Source organism: Microbacterium sp. M1A1_1b, from assembly GCF_053345565.1.
On sequence record NZ_JBKFAJ010000007.1, the window covers coordinates 14,589 to 32,457 of the forward strand.

At 70.7% G+C, this 17,869-nt stretch carries 18 protein-coding genes and 1 other RNA gene; 4 read left to right on the top strand and 15 right to left on the bottom strand.

Features of this window, described 5'->3' with window-relative positions:
• Nucleotides 1-124: 124 nt before the first annotated feature.
• The 7 genes from ACLBWP_RS15010 to ACLBWP_RS15040 form a co-directional block, all read right to left on the bottom strand.
• On the bottom strand, nt 125-943 hold the full coding sequence (locus ACLBWP_RS15010) for a hypothetical protein (protein WP_447655792.1): 819 nt from the start codon (nt 941-943) through the stop codon (nt 125-127).
• 175 nt (nt 944-1,118) lie between these two features.
• Nucleotides 1,119-1,496, bottom strand: a transfer-messenger RNA (tmRNA) gene (gene ssrA, locus ACLBWP_RS15015).
• A gap of 101 nt (nt 1,497-1,597) precedes the next feature.
• The gene (gene smpB, locus ACLBWP_RS15020) at nt 1,598-2,074 is read right to left on the bottom strand and encodes an SsrA-binding protein SmpB (protein WP_056125981.1); all 477 of its coding nucleotides are present in this window, start codon (nt 2,072-2,074) and stop codon (nt 1,598-1,600) included.
• 242 nt (nt 2,075-2,316) lie between these two features.
• A complete protein-coding gene (ftsX, locus tag ACLBWP_RS15025) occupies nt 2,317-3,231 on the bottom strand; it encodes a permease-like cell division protein FtsX (RefSeq protein ID WP_243560732.1) in 915 nt (304 codons plus the stop codon).
• Nucleotides 3,228-3,986 (bottom strand): cell division ATP-binding protein FtsE, encoded by a 759-nt coding sequence (gene ftsE / locus ACLBWP_RS15030; RefSeq protein ID WP_243560730.1) that lies wholly within the window; start codon nt 3,984-3,986, stop codon nt 3,228-3,230. The genes ftsX and ftsE overlap by 4 nt, the downstream gene beginning before the upstream one ends.
• A gap of 73 nt (nt 3,987-4,059) precedes the next feature.
• Nucleotides 4,060-5,169 (bottom strand): peptide chain release factor 2, encoded by a 1,110-nt coding sequence (gene prfB / locus ACLBWP_RS15035; RefSeq protein WP_243560728.1) that lies wholly within the window; start codon nt 5,167-5,169, stop codon nt 4,060-4,062.
• Between the two features lie 115 nt (nt 5,170-5,284).
• Nucleotides 5,285-6,901, bottom strand: coding sequence for a family 16 glycosylhydrolase (locus ACLBWP_RS15040; protein ID WP_447655793.1), 1,617 nt, complete (start codon nt 6,899-6,901; stop codon nt 5,285-5,287).
• Nucleotides 6,902-7,130: 229 nt separating this feature from the next.
• Here ACLBWP_RS15040 and ACLBWP_RS15045 point away from each other — a divergent pair, with 229 nt between their 5' ends.
• Complete coding sequence (locus ACLBWP_RS15045) at nt 7,131-7,610, top strand: GNAT family N-acetyltransferase (protein WP_447655794.1); 480 nt, start codon at nt 7,131-7,133, stop codon at nt 7,608-7,610.
• Here ACLBWP_RS15045 and ACLBWP_RS15050 read toward each other — a convergent pair.
• Both ACLBWP_RS15050 and ACLBWP_RS15055 read right to left on the bottom strand, forming a co-directional pair.
• Nucleotides 7,597-8,439 (bottom strand): alpha/beta fold hydrolase, encoded by an 843-nt coding sequence (locus tag ACLBWP_RS15050; protein ID WP_447655795.1) that lies wholly within the window; start codon nt 8,437-8,439, stop codon nt 7,597-7,599. The genes ACLBWP_RS15045 and ACLBWP_RS15050 overlap by 14 nt on opposite strands.
• Before the next feature lie 9 nt (nt 8,440-8,448).
• Nucleotides 8,449-9,099, bottom strand: coding sequence for a GNAT family N-acetyltransferase (locus ACLBWP_RS15055; RefSeq protein WP_447655796.1), 651 nt, complete (start codon nt 9,097-9,099; stop codon nt 8,449-8,451).
• 237 nt (nt 9,100-9,336) lie between these two features.
• Here ACLBWP_RS15055 and ACLBWP_RS15060 point away from each other — a divergent pair, with 237 nt between their 5' ends.
• Nucleotides 9,337-9,852 (top strand): hypothetical protein, encoded by a 516-nt coding sequence (locus tag ACLBWP_RS15060; RefSeq protein WP_447655797.1) that lies wholly within the window; start codon nt 9,337-9,339, stop codon nt 9,850-9,852.
• Nucleotides 9,853-9,870: 18 nt separating this feature from the next.
• Nucleotides 9,871-10,242: a VOC family protein gene (locus ACLBWP_RS15065; RefSeq protein ID WP_243560717.1), complete on the top strand. Its 372-nt coding sequence runs from the start codon at nt 9,871-9,873 to the stop codon at nt 10,240-10,242.
• A gap of 77 nt (nt 10,243-10,319) precedes the next feature.
• Here the strand turns inward: ACLBWP_RS15065 and ACLBWP_RS15070 are convergent, their stop codons facing one another.
• From ACLBWP_RS15070 to ACLBWP_RS15095, 6 genes are all read right to left on the bottom strand, one after another.
• Nucleotides 10,320-10,931 (bottom strand): response regulator transcription factor, encoded by a 612-nt coding sequence (locus tag ACLBWP_RS15070; RefSeq protein ID WP_243560715.1) that lies wholly within the window; start codon nt 10,929-10,931, stop codon nt 10,320-10,322.
• Complete coding sequence (locus ACLBWP_RS15075) at nt 10,928-12,085, bottom strand: sensor histidine kinase (RefSeq protein WP_447655798.1); 1,158 nt, start codon at nt 12,083-12,085, stop codon at nt 10,928-10,930. Before ACLBWP_RS15075 ends, ACLBWP_RS15070 begins: the two co-directional genes overlap by 4 nt.
• On the bottom strand, nt 12,082-13,020 hold the full coding sequence (locus tag ACLBWP_RS15080) for an alpha/beta fold hydrolase (protein ID WP_447655799.1): 939 nt from the start codon (nt 13,018-13,020) through the stop codon (nt 12,082-12,084). Before ACLBWP_RS15080 ends, ACLBWP_RS15075 begins: the two co-directional genes overlap by 4 nt.
• A gap of 110 nt (nt 13,021-13,130) precedes the next feature.
• Nucleotides 13,131-13,718 (bottom strand): GNAT family N-acetyltransferase, encoded by a 588-nt coding sequence (locus ACLBWP_RS15085; RefSeq protein WP_243560711.1) that lies wholly within the window; start codon nt 13,716-13,718, stop codon nt 13,131-13,133.
• Nucleotides 13,719-13,804: 86 nt separating this feature from the next.
• On the bottom strand, nt 13,805-14,503 hold the full coding sequence (locus ACLBWP_RS15090; protein WP_243560710.1) for a Type 1 glutamine amidotransferase-like domain-containing protein: 699 nt from the start codon (nt 14,501-14,503) through the stop codon (nt 13,805-13,807).
• Nucleotides 14,504-14,516: 13 nt separating this feature from the next.
• Nucleotides 14,517-15,680: a cysteine desulfurase family protein gene (locus ACLBWP_RS15095; protein WP_243560709.1), complete on the bottom strand. Its 1,164-nt coding sequence runs from the start codon at nt 15,678-15,680 to the stop codon at nt 14,517-14,519.
• 57 nt (nt 15,681-15,737) lie between these two features.
• Here ACLBWP_RS15095 and ACLBWP_RS15100 point away from each other — a divergent pair, with 57 nt between their 5' ends.
• Nucleotides 15,738-17,765, top strand: coding sequence for a glycogen debranching protein (locus tag ACLBWP_RS15100; RefSeq protein ID WP_447655800.1), 2,028 nt, complete (start codon nt 15,738-15,740; stop codon nt 17,763-17,765).
• Nucleotides 17,766-17,869 lie beyond the last annotated feature (104 nt).

Sequence of the window (17,869 nt, forward strand, 5' to 3'; positions counted from 1 at the left end):
TTGCTCCTGTCGAGATGACCACGACCCCTCGGCAGGGGCCGTGGTCATCGACTCTGGCACTGTGGGGCGGACTCGGACGATTTGTTAACCAGTCCGAAACAATTGCCCTGTATAAGCCTTCAGGCTACTGCTTCTTCTTGGACTTCTTGTCGTCGTCGCCCTTGGCCTTCTTCTTGCCCTTGGCCTTCTTGTCGTCCTTGCCCTTGACCTTCTTGTCCTTGTCCTTGTCCTGCTTCTTGTCCTTGTCGGACTTCTTCGACTTCTTCGACTTCTTCGGGTCACCCTTGTCGGACTGCTTCTTCGGCTTCGGCTCTGCGGCGGCGGGAGCCGCAGGTGCGTCGTCCACGATGCCGTCGACGGGCTCGACCACGACGGCCGAGCCGGTGTCCTGCAGCACGTCCACCGGCTGCTCGGTGAGCTCGGATGCCAGAGCATCCTCGACCCGCTCGACGGTGATCTCGGCAGCGTCCTCGGCCAGGCGGACCAGGGCCTGTGCGGCACGCAGACGGGTGGTGCTCCGTCGGGCCAGCACGTCGGCGCGGGCACCCTCGAGGAACGCGCGGAGCGAGCGCTCGGCCACGGAGCGTCCTCGCGGCGCCGATCGGTCGAGGCGGTCGAGCTCCCCGGCAACCCCGGCGACGTCGTCCGCGACGTGCTCGTGGCGCACCGACTCGATCAGGGCGGCGACCGTCGCAGCGGCACGCTCGACCGCGGCGCTCCGCTGGTCGAGCACGACGAGCATCTCGAACGTCGACCCGTACGACACCGTCTCGAGCCGCACGGGCTCGGCACTGCGTCCGCGGATCACCAGCCGCGCGTCGGGCGTCGGCAGCCAGGCGACGACGGCTGCCACCGTGGCGACAGAGCCGACGATGCGCTCGTACTCGGCCAGGCCGACTCGTTCCTGCTCTCGCAGCCGGACTCGGATCGCGATCTCCTGCACGTCGACACCTTCCACTCACGGGTTCGGGCACGAGCGTCCGCTGCACCCTTCCCGGAGCGTAGCGCCCAGAGCTGCCGGCAACAGCAAACGCCCCGGCTACGTCCAGGACGCAGGGTCCGGGAACGATGTCGGGGCGCTCATGGCACGCACGATGTGACAGCGGCTGCGTCGGCATTGGTGGAGATGGGGGGAATCGAACCCCCGTCCATCGCTGCAATTCGACGTCTTCTACGGGCGTATCCGGATGATTCGTTCTGCTCGGCCCCGTCCTTTGCTACCGGCTTCTAGGACGACGGGCCCAGTCTCAGTGCAAGTCCCGCACGGCCCTGAGGCGCAACCGTGCAGCAAGCCCCCTGGATGACGCCGGAACTCAGGTTAGGAGACGATCACCTGGCCGACGGACTTCATGTGCTGGGCTGCTTACGCAGCGAGAGCGAAGTCAGTGCGCTTGGAATTGGCACTTGTTGTTTTCCACGGATCGTTGACGAGATGACCGTGGGTCCTCGGCCCGCTTCCCGTCGGCACACAGGCAATGTCGAAACCGATCATCCCCGTACTGGCCGAGCAGCGAGCCGCTGTCACACTGTGGAGTTACCAACGCCTGCTTGCACAGGCAGCTGCTCAGTCTACCGACGAACGGTCGACACCGCCAGCCTAGTCGCCCAGACGGTTGCGTGAGCGCATGGCGCGTTCGGCCTCGCGCTTGTCGGTCTTCTCGCGCAGGGCCTGGCGCTTGTCGAACTCGCGCTTGCCCTTCGCGACCGCGATCTCGACCTTGGCGCGGCCGTCGTGGAAGTAGATCTTCATCGGCACGAGCGTGTAGCCGCCCTGCGCCGTCTTGTGCGAGATCTTCACGATCTCCTGCTTGTGCAGCAGGAGCTTCCGCTTGCGTCGCGGTGCGTGGTTGTTCCAGGTCCCCTCGGTGTACTCGGGGATGTGCACCGCGTCGAGCCAGGCTTCGCCGCCGTCGACGAACGCGTACCCGTCCACGAGTGACGCGCGGCCTTCACGCAGGGACTTGACCTCGGTGCCGGACAGGACCATGCCGGCCTCGTACGTGTCCTCGATCAGGTAGTCGTGACGGGCACGACGGTTCGTTGCCACGGTCTTCTCGCCGCGTTCCTTCGCCATGCGCGTCTCCTTCCGCTGGGTCGCTACCGGTGGGCAGCCCCCCAGACTACACAACGGCGGACGCGCGCCGCACCTTCCCGGCGCGGCGGGCGCGGCGGGCGGGCGGGGGCGTGGCCACCCGAGGCGCGCCGCCGAGACTCGGCCCGGCGGGCACATCGCGCCCGGTTTGCGGCGCAGGATGTCCACCCAGCCGAGACTCGGCGGCAGCCGACGCCGCGGCACGGCCGGGCGCGCGAGCGCCGCTACACCTTGAGGTAGCGGCGGATCGCGATCGAGGCGGAGATGCCCGCGAGCACCACGCCGATGACGATCACCGCCGGCACCACCACGGCCGCATCGCTCATGCCGATGAACGCCGTGCCGGAGAACCGCTTGGTCAGGTAGTTCCGAACGAAGAACCAGACCACCGCGGTGATCGCGCCCCCGGCCAGGACCGCCCCGATGGCGGCGGCGATCACGCCCTCGAGCACGAACGGTGTCTGGATGAACCGGTTGGACGCGCCCACCAAGCGCATGATCCCGAGTTCTCGGCGTCGCGAGAACGCCGACAACCGGATCGTGGTGGCGATCAGCAGGACGGCGGCCACCAGCATCAGGGCGGCGATGCCGATCGCGGTGTACGAGGACGCGTTCAACAGGTTGAAGATCGGTTGCAGGTAGCCGCGTTGGTCGACGACGCTCTGCACGCCGGCCACCTTCGACAGGCTCTCCTGCAGCACGTCAGCCTGCGACGGGTTCTTCAGGTTCACCCAGTAGGTCTCGTTGAGGTACTCGGGCTTGACGAACTCGGTCGCGGGCGAGTCCTTGAACTGCTGCTTGAACCGTGTGTACGCGTCCTGCTGGTTCTCGAAGTAGTACTTCTCGATGTACGGCGACAGCGTCGAGCCCTTGAGCTGCTCCTCGACCTGCTGGCGCTGGTCGTCGGTGGCCTTCGCGCCGGTGCAGTTGCCGGTGGTGTCGGTGTCGGTGCACAGGTAGACGGCGACCTGCGCCCGGTCGTACCAGTACCCCTTCATCTGGTTGATCTGCATCTGCAGCAGGATCGCGGTGCCGACGAAGGTCAGCGAGATGAAGGTCACCAGGACGACGGAGACCACCATCGAGGCGTTGCGCCGCAGGCCGGAACCGACCTCGGACATGACGAGCCCGAGCCTCATCGGATGAGCCCCGGGATGGTCTGGATACCGGTGGTGTTCGAGACGCCCGCGGGGTGCTGCACCGGCAGCGCCTGGGTCTGGTAGCCGCCGGACTGCTCGTCGCGGAGGACACGGCCACCGGAGAGCTCGATGACCCGGCGCTGCATCTGGTTGACGATGCTGGCGTCGTGCGTCGCCATGAGCACGGTGGTGCCTCCTTGGTTGATGCGTTCGAGGAGCGCCATGATGCCCGCCGAGGTGGTCGGGTCGAGGTTGCCCGTGGGCTCGTCGGCCAGCAGGACGGACGGCTTGTTGACGACGGCGCGGGCGATGGCCACACGCTGCTGCTCACCACCGGAGAGCTCGTGCGGCATGCGGGTGGCCTTGCCGTTCAGACCGACGAGCTTCAGCACGTCGGTCACGGCCTCGCTGATGAAGCCCTTGCTCTTGCCGATCACCTGCAGCGAGAACGCGACGTTGTCGAAGACGTTCTTGTTCGGCAGCAGGCGGAAGTCCTGGAAGACCACGCCGAGGTTCCGCCGGAAGTACGGGACCTTGCGCGAGGACAGGGAACCGAGGCGCTGGCCCAGCACGTGGATCTGCCCGCGCGAGGGCTTCTCCTCCTTCAGCACGAGGCGCAGGAAGCTCGACTTGCCGGAGCCGGACGCCCCGACGAGGAAGACGAACTCGCCCTTGAGGATCTCGAGCGTGACGTCGTCGAGGGCGGGACTCGGGTTGCCGGAGTACACCTTGGTGACCTGGTCGAATTTGATCATGACCGGATCAGGGTAGGTCGCCCCGCTCGGAAAGCAAGTGAGGCGCGCGGCTCACGAACGCCCCGCGGTGCCCTCAGGACTCGTCCCGCTGCTTCCGCCAGCGGATGCCGGCGTTGATGAACCCGTCGAGATCGCCGTCGAACACGGCTGAGGGGTTGTTCACCTCGTGCTCGCTCCGCAGGTCCTTGACCATCTGGTACGGCGCCAGCACGTAGGAGCGGATCTGGTCGCCCCAGCTCGCCGTGATGTTGCCGGCGAGCTCCTTCTTCTTCGCGTTCTCCTCTTCCTTCTTCAGCAGGAGCAGACGCGACTGCAGCACGCGCATGGCGGCCGCACGGTTCTGGATCTGGGACTTCTCGTTCTGCATCGAGACGACGGTGCCGGTCGGAATGTGGGTCAGGCGGACCGCGGAGTCCGTCGTGTTGACCGACTGCCCACCGGGGCCGGACGAGCGGAACACGTCGACCCGGATGTCGTTCTCGGGGATGTCGATGACGGCGGTCTCCGGCATGAGCGGGATGACCTCGACCGCGGCGAAGGACGTCTGACGCTTGCCCGCGGCGCCGAACGGCGACATGCGGACCAGGCGGTGCGTGCCGGCCTCGATCGACAGGGTGCCGAACGCGTGCGGTGCGTCGACCTCGAACGTGGCGGACTTGATGCCCGCTTCTTCGGCGTACGACGTCTCCATCACGGTCGACTTGAAGCCGTGCTGCTCGGCGTACCGCAGGTACATGCGCATGAGCATCTCGGCGAAGTCCGCGGCGTCGACCCCGCCGGCCCCGGCACGGATGGTGATGACGGCAGGACGGTCGTCGTACTCGCCGTCCAGCAGCGTCTGGACCTCGAGCTCGCCCATGGTCTTCGTGATCGCCTTGAGCTCGGCTGCGGCCTCGTCGGCGGACTCCTGGTCCTCGGCTTCGTTCGCCATCTCGACCAGCACCTCGAGGTCGTCGATGCGCGCCTGCGTGTCGGTGATCTTCTTGAGCTCGGCCTGCCGGTGGGACAGTGCGCTCGTCACCTGCTGCGCGTGGTCGACGTCGTCCCAGAGGTCCTGGGCCCCGGCCTGCTCGCTGAGTTCGGCGATCTCACGCTGCAGGCGGTCGACGTCGACCACCGAGCGGATGTTGCCGAAGGTCTCGCGGAGAGCGGAGATCTGTTCGGTGAAGTCCAGTTCGACCATGGTCCCCGATCCTACCGGCGTGCGCTGGTCGCGCGGACCGGACGGGAGGCCCGGTGCGGTCCGGTCACGCCGGTCACGCCGACGCGACCCCCGTTCGCCACGCGCCGACGGTCCGTCACGCGGCGCGGGAGATGCTCACCCATGCGACCTGCACGTCGCCGGCAGCGTCCTTCGCCGGCTTCTGCGAGGTCGCCGTCGCCGCCTGCAGCACGAGGTGCAGCGGCTTCGTGGGGATGTTCTGCGTCGTCGAGCTCACGCTCACTCCGTCGACCAAGAAGTCCAGCTTCGTCGGCGTCCACACGATCGTGTAGGTGTGCCAGGCGGAGAACGTCGTCCCGATGTCCCGGTGCAGGCAGTTGACGGACGGGTCGCCGGGGCAGTGGTTCGCGAGCGTGACGCTGCCGTCGAGGGCGCCCTCGGGGAAGTCCACCTCGCCGTCGTCCCAGGTGTTGGTGTCCGACCACAGCAGTCCGGCGAGGCCGTAGCCCGCGACCGGGTCGGCGCGGAGCCGGATGTCGTACCGGCCGCTGGTCTGTCCGCCCCACCGGCCGTCGACGAGCGGGATGAACGCCGCGCCGGTGGGCTGTCCCGTGGCGTCGGTGGACATGTGCATGTCGAGCGTCCCGTCGGTGACGGACATCGCGGACTGTCGGTACATGCCGGCGCCGCTCGTGTCACCAAACCCGTCGTAGGCGATGAAGCGGTCGCCGTAGGTCGTCGTGAAGGCCCCGGGCGCGGCCGGTGTCGTGAAGTCCTCGCCGAAGATCCGCGTCCATCCCGACGCCGCTGCCGGCATGGTCCCGCCGTCCCCCTGGTCCGACCCCGCGGTGCTGACCGGAGTCGTCGGGAGGGACGGAGCAGGCGTGGTCGACGGGGCGGGCGTGGTCGACGGTGCGGGCGTGGTCGACGGTGCAGGCGACGGGGACGTTGCCGTCTGTGCGGCCGGGACGGTCACTGACCGGCACCCGATCTGCTTGTCGGTCCCGGGGCCGACGTTCACCCCGACGACACACACCGACTGGACGCCGGTCTTCGTCGTCGCGAGCGAGGCGGCGAAGCCGTGGGTACCGGTGACGCTGCGGACCCGGTTCACGTCGCCCCGGACGACGTCGGTGTGCACGGTCCCGATCCGGGTGCCGCCGACGGTGACGATCACGTCGGTCGCACCGGCGGGGGTGTTCGGGTCGAGTGCCCACCCGCGGACCACCACCGTGCCCGGGGTCGCGGCGATGCTGTCGAACGAACCCGTCGGGGACGGGTCTCCGACGACGACGGTCCGGCACCCGAGCGCGACGTCCTTGCCGCGGGTCACGCTCAGCGCCGTGACGCAGACCGACTGCGAGCCGGTCTTCGCGGTGACCAGGGTCGCGCTGTACCCGTGGGCGCCGCTGACGCGCATGACGCGGTTCACGTCGGCGCGGGCCGATGTGGCCGGGACGGTGCCGACCACGGCGCCCCCGACGGTGACGCGGACGCTGGTCGAGGCGCTCGACTTCGCCCGGTCGAGCGCCCACCCGCGGACCGTGACGGTCCCGGGTCCGGCGACGACACCGTCGAGCGAGCCCGTCGTCGTCGGGCTCGCGGCGAGCGCCGGCGCAGGGCTGAGCGCCGCGGCGACGATCGCCGACACCGTGACGACGACGGCGAGGCGTCGGCGTGCGCGGGCGCGGACGACGACCCTGCGTCCATCCGTGCGTGGCCGCACCGCGTCCGGATCCGTCTGCATGTCCATCGTGTGCTCCCCTGACCCTGGTCCGACCCTGACCGGCCGGAACGATCAGGACAGTACGTGCGGAGCAGCCCGTTGTTCCGGGGCCGTCCCCGGACTGGGGACAGGGTTCGGAGTGGGTCAACCCCGGACTGGGGACAGGGCCCGGAGCAGGTGCGCCCCGGACTGGGGACACCGTGTCGACGGCAGGTCGCGTGCCCGTCGTTGCGGCCGGGTCCCGTACGCTCCCCCGGTGCACACGATCGAGACCGTTGCCCCGGACTCCCCCGTCGCGGCCGAGGTCGTCCGCGCGTACCTGGCCGACGTCGCGTCGCGGTGGCACGGACGAACGGCCACCGATGCCGAGGTGGAGCAGGCCCTGCGAGACGAGCCCTCCGACGATCTGCGAGCCCCCAGCGGCACCCTGTTCGTCGCGGTCGAGGACGGTCACCCCGCCGGCTGCACTGGCGTCCGGTTCCTCGGCAACGTGGCCGAACTCACGAAGGTCTTCACGCTGCCGACGCATCGGGGACGCGGCATCGGCGCTCAGCTGCTCCGTGCCGCCGAAGACGCATGCCGAGCACGGGGCGTCGGCACGCTCCGTCTGGACACCCGCGCTGCGCTGACAGAGGCCTGCGCCATGTACGAGCGACACGGCTTCGAGCGCGTCGCCGCCTTCAACGAGGACCCGTACTCGGACCGTTGGTACAGCAAGCCGGTCACGATCGGCTGAGGGCCGAACGTGCGAGCTCGACGAAGGCGTCGGGGTCGTCGACCCAGGGGAAGTGGCCCGCGCCGTCCTGTACCGCGAGGGTCGCTCGCGGGAACAGGTCGACGAACTGCCGCAGGACGGGCCGCGGCAGGCCGACGTCGACGGCACCCGCGATGACGGTGACCGGCACGTCCAACTGTGCCAGGGCCTCCCGGGTGCTCGGCGGATCGAAGGCGCCCGCAGCGCCGAAGGCAGCGGCCGCTGCCGGGTTGCGGGCCGCGTCCATCGCGGCGTCGTACTCGGCTGCCGCAGCGTCCCACCGGCCGTGGCTGAACGGCGCGATGGCGTCCCAGTCGTCGTCCGTCGCCTCGTCCGCCTGGATCCGCGCGAGCGCGGCGGCAGCGACGTCGTACCAGGGTTCCCCTGCGCGGGACCGGGCTACGGCGGAGCGGTCGTCGTCGGCGATGTCGAGGCCGACGGCACGCGTGCTCGGCGTGACCAGCACCAGGCGGTCGACGTGCTTCCCGAACCGCTCGGCGTAGCGCAGCACGATGTTCGCTCCGGCCGAGTGCCCGAGCAGCGCGACCCGGTCCAGCCCCAGGTGCTGCCGGAGCTCCTCGAGGTCATCCACGATGCGGTCACACCGCAGGTCCGCAGCCTGGGTGTCGTCATCCGGCAGGGACCCGGGCGGGTTGAACAGGACGAGTTCGGCGTACCGGGCCAGCCCGCCGAGGTCGCCCAGGTACTCCGCCGACAGGAGCGGACCGCCCGGCACGCACACCAACGGCGTTCCGTGCCCGGTGCGGCGGTACGTGCGGGTGCCGCCGCGGGGCGACGCGAACGACTGCATGCGGTGAAGCTACCCGACCTGGTGCAGCTGCTCGATGGCTGCTGCCGCACCTTCGGTCACCAGGTTCCAGCTCGGCCGCACGAAGTCATCGCGGCGCAGACGGACCCGGACCTCGTCCACGACCTCGTCGGCACGGGTCTGCGAACGGGTGACGCCGTTGCGCTGGTACCCGAGCTTCGCGGACACTGCAAGGGACGCCTCGTTCCATGCGGCCGCGCTCGACTCCGCCCACGAGGCCCCGAGCTGGTCGAACGCGAACAGCAGCAGTGCCGCGCGCATCTCGGTGCCGAGTCCCTGGCCCTGGTGCGCGAGCGACAACCACGACCCGCTGTCGATGGTCTTGCGTGTGGCGAACTGACGTGCGTGCAGCTCCTGCACCCCGATGGGTGTCCCGTCACGGAGCACGGCGAAGCCCACACCCCACGAGTCGCGGGTCACCTCGGCCCGCATCTTCCAGTGGTACTGCGCCATCGATCGAGCCATCACCGCGGGTTCCGCATCCGTCCACGGGACGCCGAACGGCATGCGCGCCCGATCGTGCACGCCGGACAGCGCCGCATCGACGAGCCCGGGCAGGTCGTCGTCGCGCAGCGGCCGCAGTTCCAGCCGCGGCGTGACGAGGCGGAGTCCGTACAGCGGCCAGACGTGCTCGAGGTCCATCGCCCAACGATACGAGCGCAGATCCGGACGTGACGACCTCGCTGTCCCCGTCCCTGTCGCTAGCGCTCGCCGCTGCGGCTCCGTGCGGCGCTCATCGCAGCCCAGGGCGCGACGGCGACCGACGACGACGCGCTCGAAGCGACACGAGACGCCGCGGTGCGGTTGACGCAGGCCTCGTTCCCCAGCGACAGACGCCGAGCGCCAGCTCCTGCGTGCCTGCCGGGTACTGTCCTCCGCGTGAGCATCCCGGACCTCGACGGCGAGCCCGTCGTCCGCCGGCGGACGGTGATCGTCGTCCTCGGGGTGGTGAGCGCACTCGCGGGTCTGCTGGCCGTCGTCGGGTGGCCGTTGCCCGTCATCTCGTCGACACACGGCAGCGCAGGACCGCATGCGTGGGCGCGGACCGTTCGCGGGGTGCAGGACTGGTTCGCGTACGACGGCTGGCGGATGTTCGGCAGTTCCTGGGTGTACGGCGCACTCGCCACCGCGACAGCAGCGAGCATCGCGGTGATCCGGCACCCAGCCTGGAGCGGCGGCACGGCCGTGGTCGTCGTCGTCGCACCAGCCGGCGCGATGCTCCTGGTCGGCCCGGTGGCCCAGTGGTCGCTCGGGCTCCCGTGGTCCAACTACGGCGTTGGGTCGACGAGCGCGGTCGCGTTCGGCGGTGTCGCCGCGGTTGCGGGTGGTGCTGCGCTGTTCGCAGTCCGCCGAACACTGCGACGACGCGGTCGCCGCGGCGACCGCGCGGACTGAGTGCGTACGCTCGCTCCCATGAGCGGAGCAGTGGCCAGCGCTCGCGTCGCTGGGGTCTCGATCGACTGCGAGGACCACCGCGAGCTGTCGGCCTTCTACGCCCGACTCCTGGGCGGCCGGGTCGACTGGGTCACGGACAGCGCCGCCGGAGTGACCGCCGGCAGCTGGTCCCTCGTGGCCCAGCGGGTGTCGCCCTACCGTCGTCCGGTGTGGCCCGGAACGTCCATCGTGCATCTCGACCTGACGTGCGAGCGGGACGCCCTGGGCGCGCTCCGCGAGCATGCGGAAGCGTGCGGCGCGGTCGTGGCTCCCGATCAACCGGACACCCGGTGGGTCGTCATGCTCGACCCAGCGGGGCATCCGTTCTGTCTGACGCCGTTCGCCCCCTGAGGTCCACTCCTGGCGTGGCACCAGCCTGAGTGCGGAGTCGCTCCGGCTCGATCCGCCGCCGCCTGGGCGGTCCGAGCTCAGATCCAGCCGCGGTCCCAGGCCACCTGTGCGGCAGCACGACGGTCGTCACGGTGCAGCTTCGCGATCGCGGACGACAGGTGGTTCCGGACGGTGCCGTGCGCGAGGGAGAGTTCCCGTGCGATCAGCTTGGTGGCCAGTCCGTCGCGGGTCAGTCGCAGGACGTCGGCCTCGCGCGGGGTGAGCGGGCTCTCGTCCTCGGTCAACGCGGCCGCCGCCAGACCGGCGTCGATGTACCGCACGTCGGCCGCGACGTCGCGGATGATCTGCGCGAGCCGTGCGGCGGGCGTCGACTTCGGGACGAAACCACGCACGCCAGCGGCGAGCGCGCGCTTGAGGGTCCCGGGTCGGGCGTGTCGGGTGACGATCACGGTGCGGACCGGCGCTCCGGTCGAGGATGCGGCCAACGACCGCGCCGCCTCGATCCCGTCCATCACCGGCATCTCCAAGTCCAGCAGGACCACGTCGGGCTGGCATGAAAGCGTGGCGGCGACCGCCGCAGCTCCGTCCGCGACCTCAGCCACGACCTCCAGGTCGGGTTCCAGGCCGAGCAGCGCGACCAGCGCTCCACGGATGAGTTCCTCGTCGTCCGCGATCACGATCCGGATCACGGTCGGACCTCCGACTCGGCGCCTGCGGGGATCCGGACCACCAGGGTGAACCGGTCGTCGGTTCGGGTGGTCTCCACCGTGCCGCTGTGCGGCGCGATGCGCTGACGGAGGCCCGCGATGCCGCCCTCGCGTCGGCCGGCGGTGATCGGCGCGTCGTTCCACACCGTCAGCCGCCACGCGTCGTCGACCCGCCGGAGCTCGATCGCAGCAGTGGTCGCCCGGCTGTGCCGGATCGTGTTGGTCGCGGCCTCGCGGATGGCGACGGCGAACAGGGCCCCCACCGCATCGGTCATGCCGGTGGTCACGATCTGTACCGAGCAGTCGATGCCCGCTGACCGCAGCACCGACGCTGCGTTCCGGACCTCGGCGGCGACGGTCACGGTCCGGTAGTCGTGCACGAGTGCGCGCGTGTCATCGAGTGCGGCCCGTGCCGCGGACCGGATGTCCCTGAGCTCGGCGCGGGCGCGGTCGGGCTCGGCGGCCAGCAGACGTTCCGCGAGTTCGCTCTTCAGCGCGATGACCTGCAGGTGGTGGCCCTGGATGTCGTGCAGGTCCGTCGCGAACCGGAGTCGCTCCTCGGCCACCGCGAGGTCGGATGCCGTCCGGCGGGCGGCTTCGAGCCGGAGCACCACGCGGTGGATCCACACCACGCTGAGCGGCATCAGGGCGAAGAGCACCAGGGTCCCGACGAGGACCAGGTCCCCGGGCGGCGCATCCGCATCGGTCATGACGACGATAAGGACGACCGTGCCGGCGAGGACCACGACGCGTCCCCACCCGCGCAGCAGGCAGGCGGCCGTCCCGCCGGCGATGGCCGACGTGAAGGACCACGCCGATCCCCCGGACGGCGGCACGATCGACACGATCCAGACGGCGACAGAGGTCAGCACCAGCACCACGACGGCGGGATGCACGACCGAGGCTTCCCCGGCCGGGCGGATGAGCAGCGGGATCGTCACCGTCGCGGCAACCACGGCGACGACCGAGAGCACCACGAGGACCGGTGTCCGCGACGAGGGTGGCCCGTCGGTCCCGACGAGCAGCTGCACGGCACCGCCGACGACCACGACGAGCCAGAGCGACGCGATCGACGACCAGCGGACGACGCGGACGTCGATGTCGGCGCGGAGCCGCGCGTGCCCGGGGTGCGTCACACGCCCAGGGTAGCGAGACGGGCGACGGTGTCCCTGGCGATCTGCGCCGACAGGGTGTGGTGCAGGTAGTGGTCGCCGACCATGCCGATCACTGCACCGTGCTCGACACTCGCCGCCTGACGGTCGTGCAGTGCGACCCAGTTCGGCACGTCGTTGTCGTTGGTCCGCACGAACAGCAGCACGGGCAGGTCGGCGGGGAAGGTGCGGTCCTCGGCCGAACGGAAGTTCTGCGGGGTGCGACGCATCTCGTCGATGAGCGTGGGTGCCGCACCGTTCTTGGCGGTCAGCAGCCGCATCTGCCGCTTCGTCCGGGCGTCGTAGGCATCGCCGAGCGTGTCGGGTGCCGATGCGTTCGCGATCCGCAGCAGCCCGAGTCGGTCGGCGGCGACGATGGTGCCGGTCGGGATCGGCTCGTCCCAGCTCGACTGCCGCGGCACACTGCTGTCGATCCCGACGAACGCGGTCACCTCGTCCCGGTAGTCCTTCGTGTACTCGAGCGCGTAGATGCCGGCGATCGAGTGGCCCATCAGCACGTACCGGTCGACCCCGAGCCGGTGCAGCGCTTCGTGCACCTCGCGGGTGATGTTGGCGGCGGTCCGCGGGACGTCGGTCTGGTCACTCAGCCCGGTCCCGAACGGCTCGACGGCGACGACGCGGTAGGTCTGGTCGAGCTGGTCGATCAGCGGCCCGAAGTCCAGCCCGGGCGCCGCGGTGCCCAGCCCGGGCAGGAGCACCACGGTCTGCGCGCCGGACCCGCGGACGACGACGTTCATCCGTTTGCCGTCCACCTCGACCCGCTGGCCGTAGTCGGTGATCTCCGACGCCTCGCGGTGCGTGGCGACCACGTTGACGACCGAGGTCGTGGCGAGCGCCAGCACCGGGATCGCCACCAGCGCGCCGATGGTGATCAGGGTGATGCGCAGGGGCTTCCGCATGGTGCTCGTTCCGGTCGGGCCGCGCGGACGTGCGCAGCGGGCCTGATCAGTCAAGTGCCGCCGGTCCGTGAGCGGACGTGCCCGGTTGTCACGATCCTCCGTGACACATGTCACGCAGGGCGCCTGGACAACGACCAGTGCGGAGCCAGCTCTCGGACCACCCCCGGTCGATCAGTCGTGGACGACGTGTCGGCGGACCAGAGGACCTCGCCGTCCACGTGCGTCGACGTCGGCACGAGCCCGAGCCGCTCGGCCACACGCTGGGACGCGGTGTGGTCGGGGCGGATGAAGGCACGCACGCGCCCGACACCGATCGAGGTCAACCACCTCACGACGGCAGCTGTGGCTTCCACGGCGAGACCGCGGCCCTGTTCAGACACGGTCACCAGCCACGCAAGGTCAGCGTCGAGGGCCGGACCCTGCCGGGCGAGCGTCGCCTGGACGAAACCGATCGCCGGCCCGCCGGCGACGGGTCGGATGATCCAGTTCATCCATCCCGCCGTTCCGTCCTCGGACTGACCTCGCGACTGGCGGCGGTAGCGCTCCTCGAGCTCGATGAGCGTGGGCGGTCCCCCGCCCGTGAAGCGGTACAGCTCCTCGGCGGCCAGAGCGGTCACCATCTCGCTCGCGTGCTGCTCGGTGAGCGGTTCCAGCGAGACACGTTCCGTGTGCAGGTCGTCCGCTCGTGGCCATGACATGTCCCAAGCTTCGCAGGTCGACCGGTCAGGCGTCGGCGGCCGGGCCGAGAGCGGTCAGCATGGCAATCCTGAGCACGGGTGTCCGGTCAGCGCGACGCCAGGAGCGCCCCGTCCGCACCGAAGTGCCGCCAGTGCCCGTCGCCGATGACGACCGGCGCCGCGGACGGGTCGCGGATCAGCAGCGCCGAGTCGTCGTCGACGAACCAGACCGGTTGCCCCGACCGTGCCGCGCCCCGAGCGAACCGCTCCTCGGCGTCCGCGGGCATCCAGTCGGCCCCCAGGTGGCCGGCGAAGAACCAATCGAACAGGGGAACGGCGGGCGCGACGCTGGTGAGCCCGAACAGGTTCAGCTCGTCCTGGTCGTCGAAGGCCACGGGCCACTGGCCGAGCTGGCGGGCGAAGACCATCGAACCCGCACTCCAACCGACGTAGACCTGCTGGTCGAGGACCTCCGCCAGCACCGGCGCGAGACCGCTCGCGTGCCAGGTGTGCGCCGCCCACAGGTTGCTGCCGCCGTACCCGAGGACCACGTCGGCCGCCCGCAGCCGTGACGCGACGAGCGCCGGCGGCCCGGCGAACAACGACGCGACGTCGAACTCGGCCCACGGCAGCGCACGCAGCGCCCCCAGGTGGTCGACCAGCGTGGAGCTGTCCCCGGGGAACCCGAGGATCGCGTCGATCACCACGACGACGCGCGACTCGGCGACGGGCTTGCCCAGCAGGCCGACGAGTGCATCGCGGATGGCATCGGTCGTGATGCCGTTCGACGTCAGGAGCATCCGCATCGAAGGACCCGCACTACCGACCCAGCAGCGGCTCGCGGGACGCCATCCCCGCAGCACCCGCCCGCGCGACGGCATCGGGCAGGGCCGCCAGGAACGCATCGACGTCCGCGTCGGTGGACGTCTGCCCGAGCGTGATGCGGAGCGCCCCGCGGGCCTGCTCCTCGGACAACCCCATCGCGAGCAGCACGTGCGACGCCTCGGGGACGCCGGCCTGGCACGCCGAGCCGGTCGACACCGCGACCCCGGCCGCGTCGAGCAGGAACAGCAGCGAGTCGCCCTCGCACCCGGGGAACGTGAAGTGGGCGTTGCCGGGCAGTCGGTCGACCGGGTCGCCGCGCAGCTCGGCCGAGGGCACGGCATCCAGCACCCCGGCGACCAGACGATCGCGCAGCGCCCGGACGGACACGTGCGGAGCAGCCGCTGCAACCCCGAACGCGATCGCGGCGGGGGCGTCCTGGGTGCCGCTGCGGACCTGACGCTGCTGCCCACCACCGTGGATGAGCGGCTCGACCGTGGCAGTGCGACCGAGTACGAGCGCACCGATGCCCACCGGCCCACCGATCTTGTGCGCGGAGACGCTCAGCGCGTCGAGGCCCGATTCGCGGAACGACACCGGGACCTGCCCGTAGGCGGCGACGGCGTCGGCGTGCACCGGCACGCCGGCCGCATGCGCCAGCGCCGTGATCGCGGTGACGGGCTGGATGGTGCCGACCTCGTTGTTGGCCCACAGGAACGTGACCAGGGCGACGTCGTCGGCGGAAGCGAGTCGGGCCTCCAGTCCGGCCAGGTCGACGCGACCCAGCGCGTCCAACGGCACCACGTCGACGACCGCGCCGTCGTGGCGCTCGAGCCAGTCGACCGTGTCCACCGTCGCGTGGTGCTCCCCCGCTGCCACGACGATGCGCGGCCGGGGCCGGTCCTGCTGCCGGGCCCAGTACAGGCCCTTGATCGCCAGGTTGATGCTCTCGGTGCCGCCCGAGGTGAAGACGACCTCGACGGGTTCGGCGTCGAGCGATGCGGCGACGCGGGCGCGGCCGTCTTCGAGCAGCATCTTGGCGCGCTGCCCGGCGCTGTGGATCGACGAGGGGTTGCCGACGGTGGCCATCGCGTCGGTGAAGGCGGCGAGCGCCTCGGGCAGAATCGGCGTGGTCGCTGCGTGGTCGAGGTAGACCGGCACGGGGACCCCTTTCTGGTGCGTTCCCAGGATAGTCGCGTCGTCTCGTACCCTGGGCAGATGCAGGAGACCGCGATCGACACCGCCCAGGGGCTGCGCCTGGTCGACGGCGGTGCGCGGTTCACGATGCGCAGCGCCTCGGCGACGGCTGCCACGCTCGTCGTCGACGGGCGGGGGTCCGTGGCGCTCGAGCAGCTGCCGGACACGGACCTGTGGACCGGTTCGCTCGACGACGTGCAGCTGGGCGACACCTACCACCTGCTGGTCGACGGGCCGACCGGTCCGCGGCACGGTTTCGATGCCGAGCGTCCGCTGCTCGACCCGTACGCGCGTGGCATCGTCCGCGGGTCGTCGGCACGGTGGACCAGCGTGGTCGTGGACGACGCCTTCGACTGGGGCGAATCGACCAAGCCCGTGGTGCCCCTCGAGCACGCGGTCGTCTACGAGGCGAACGTCCGCACCCTGACCAGCGCGAACCCCGCCGTGCCGGAGCACCTGCGCGGCACGTACGCGGGGGTCGCCCACGACGGCACCATCCGGCACCTGCAGCGCATCGGCGTCACCACGATCCAGCTGCTGCCGGTCCAGGCGTTCGACTCCGAGCACTGGCTGCAGCAGGCCGGGCGCGAGAACGCGTGGGGCTACAACACGCTCGGGTTCTTCGCCCCGCACGCCGCGTACGCGTCGGAACCCGCACGCCAGGCCGGCGCGCAGGCGGTGCTGCGCGAGTTCAAGGGCATGGTCCGGCTGCTGCACGAGGCCGGCATCCAGGTGGTCCTGGACGTCGTCTACAACCACACCGCCGAAGAGGGCCTGGGCGGTCCGACGTCGTCGCTGCGCGGGATCGACGGCACGAACCGGTACCGCTGGGCGGCGGACGACACGTACTTCGACACGACCGGCTGCGGCAACACGCTCGACACCTCGGTCGAGGCGACGGCGGACCTGGTGCTCGACAGCCTGCGCTACTGGGCACGCGAGATGCAGGTCGACGGCTTCCGCTTCGACCTGATGGCGTCCCTGGCCCGCAACGGCGACCACGCGTTCGACCCGGCGCACCCCGTGCTCGACCGGATCCGCACCGACCCGGACCTGCAGGACGTGCTGATCATCGCCGAACCGTGGGACGTCGGACCCGACGGGTGGCGGACGGGCCAGTTCGGCGCCCGCTCCAGCGAGTGGAACGACGGCTTCCGCAACACGGTCCGCCAGTTCTGGCTCACCGACATCGCCGAGGAACGCCGTTGCGGGGTCCCCGGCGCCGGGATCGGGGCGCTCGCCGGGGCCCTGACCGGCTCGCGTCACGTGTTCGGCGCCGACCGCTGTCCGCTGTCGAGCGTCAACTTCGTCACCGCGCACGACGGCTTCACGCTGCACGACCTGACCGCCTACGACCGCAAGCACAACCACGCGAACGGCGAGGACGACCGCGACGGCTCGAACGACAACCGCTCGTTCAACCACGGCATCGAGGGCGCCACCGAGGACCGCGGGGTGCGTGCGGCACGCGGTCGCTCGATGCGGAACCTGCTCGGCACGCTGTTCCTGTCGGCGGGCGTGCCGATGCTCACCGCGGGCGACGAACGCAGCCGCACCCAGCACGGCAACAACAACGCCTACGTCGTGACCGAGGACCTGACGCCGGTCGACTGGTCGGGCGACGAGGACGCCGAGTCGATGACCGAGACCGTCGCCGCGCTGACACGCCTGCGTGCGACCCACCCGGCGCTCCGGCCCGACCGCTACGGCGTCGACGGGCAGACAACGCCAGGTGCGTCGCGGATGCGCTGGTACGGCCCCGACGGCGGCCCGATGACCGGCGAGTGGTGGGACCAGCCCCTGCACCGGGTCGTGCAGTGGTCCGTCGCGTCGACGCCCCACGACCAGGACGAGTCCGACGACCGGGTCCTGGTCGTCGTGCACGGCAGCGGCCGCACGCGCGACCTGACCCTGCCGGCGCCCGACGACGTCACCGCGTACCGGCTGGCCTGGTCGAGCGAGAAGCACCGCGACCACGAGCGGCTGCGTCCCGCCGGCACCGTGTTCACCGCGTACGGCCCCGGCATCCACGTCTTCGACATCGTCTGACGGCCCGCCACACCACGACTCGGACACCGCCTGGAGGCCCGGCTCGGCTCCGCCACGCCCGGACCGTCCGGCAGTTCCGGGGAACAGAGCGGGCCCGGCCGGGT

What these genes read in the sequence shown, in the direction of transcription:
- smpB (WP_056125981.1), bottom strand. Translation starts at nt 2,074, where the DNA reads ATGGCGAAGGAACGCGGCGAGAAGACCGTGGCAACGAACCGTCGTGCC.
- ftsX (WP_243560732.1), bottom strand. Translation starts at nt 3,231, where the DNA reads ATGAGGCTCGGGCTCGTCATGTCCGAGGTCGGTTCCGGCCTGCGGCGC.
- ftsE (WP_243560730.1), bottom strand. Translation starts at nt 3,986, where the DNA reads ATGATCAAATTCGACCAGGTCACCAAGGTGTACTCCGGCAACCCGAGT.
- prfB (WP_243560728.1), bottom strand. Translation starts at nt 5,169, where the DNA reads ATGGTCGAACTGGACTTCACCGAACAGATCTCCGCTCTCCGCGAGACC.
- ACLBWP_RS15040 (WP_447655793.1), bottom strand. Translation starts at nt 6,901, where the DNA reads ATGGACATGCAGACGGATCCGGACGCGGTGCGGCCACGCACGGATGGA.
- ACLBWP_RS15050 (WP_447655795.1), bottom strand. Translation starts at nt 8,439, where the DNA reads ATGCAGTCGTTCGCGTCGCCCCGCGGCGGCACCCGCACGTACCGCCGC.
- ACLBWP_RS15055 (WP_447655796.1), bottom strand. Translation starts at nt 9,099, where the DNA reads ATGGACCTCGAGCACGTCTGGCCGCTGTACGGACTCCGCCTCGTCACG.
- ACLBWP_RS15065 (WP_243560717.1), top strand. Translation starts at nt 9,871, where the DNA reads ATGAGCGGAGCAGTGGCCAGCGCTCGCGTCGCTGGGGTCTCGATCGAC.
- ACLBWP_RS15080 (WP_447655799.1), bottom strand. Translation starts at nt 13,020, where the DNA reads ATGCGGAAGCCCCTGCGCATCACCCTGATCACCATCGGCGCGCTGGTG.
- ACLBWP_RS15085 (WP_243560711.1), bottom strand. Translation starts at nt 13,718, where the DNA reads ATGTCATGGCCACGAGCGGACGACCTGCACACGGAACGTGTCTCGCTG.
- ACLBWP_RS15090 (WP_243560710.1), bottom strand. Translation starts at nt 14,503, where the DNA reads ATGCGGATGCTCCTGACGTCGAACGGCATCACGACCGATGCCATCCGC.
- ACLBWP_RS15100 (WP_447655800.1), top strand. Translation starts at nt 15,738, where the DNA reads ATGCAGGAGACCGCGATCGACACCGCCCAGGGGCTGCGCCTGGTCGAC.